The organism is Vibrio sp. 704 (genome assembly GCF_033339295.1).
In genome coordinates this window covers 1-696 of the sequence record NZ_JAWOUH010000451.1, presented here as the reverse complement: position 1 = coordinate 696, position 696 = coordinate 1, and the positions used below count along the sequence as shown (strand labels likewise).

Genomic DNA, 696 nt, shown 5'->3' with positions numbered 1-696 from the left:
CTAGTACAGAACCTGAGGCAAGCGCTCAATCAAGCCGAAGAAATATTCCATCAGCATTTGCGTCATCCAGTGACCAAACAGCATCAAAGCTAACAAAGTCACGATCAAACGAGGTAAGAAGCTTAATGTCTGTTCGTTAATTGACGTCGCGGCTTGAAAAATCGCCACGACCAAACCGATGAGCAAACTAGGGATAATAATGGCACAGACCATGATCAACACCATCCACAGTGCCTCACGGAAAAGCTCGACAAACATTTCAGGAGTCATGTCTTACCTCTTTTCTCTGTGCCAACCTAAAGGGCAAAACTGCCGGCTAAGGTCGACAATATCAAGTTCCAACCATCCACCAACACAAACAGCATTAACTTAAACGGCAGCGATACAATCATTGGCGATAGCATCATCATACCCATGGCCATCAAGACGCTAGCGACCACCAAGTCGATGATCAAAAACGGAATGAACAGCATAAAGCCGATTTGGAACGCAGTTTTAAGCTCACTGATCACAAACGCAGGAAGAACAACGGCAAACGAGATGTCTTCTACTTTTTGATCGAGCGGCTCATTGGCAATTCGCAACATTTGCTCGAGAGAGCTCTGATGGGTTTGCGCCAACATGAAGTTGCGAACGGGCTTTTCCGCCACGGAAAATGCTTGAACCAGCGTAATTTCACCATTGTCGTATGGTTGG

2 protein-coding genes are annotated in these 696 nt (G+C 46.1%); both read right to left on the bottom strand.

Translation table 11 applies throughout. The features are described 5' to 3' along the window. A complete protein-coding gene (gene fliQ / locus R7R24_RS27035; protein ID WP_005457784.1) occupies positions 1-270 on the bottom strand; it encodes a flagellar biosynthesis protein FliQ in 270 nt (89 codons plus the stop codon). A gap of 26 nt (positions 271-296) precedes the next feature. After that, on the bottom strand, positions 297-696 hold a 400-nt coding region (locus tag R7R24_RS27030; protein ID WP_411978838.1), incomplete at its 5' end, for a flagellar type III secretion system pore protein FliP.

Bases quoted from the DNA above. Each gene is read 5' to 3' on its own strand.
- fliQ (WP_005457784.1), bottom strand. From the start codon at position 270: ATGACTCCTGAAATGTTTGTCGAGCTTTTCCGTGAGGCACTGTGGATG.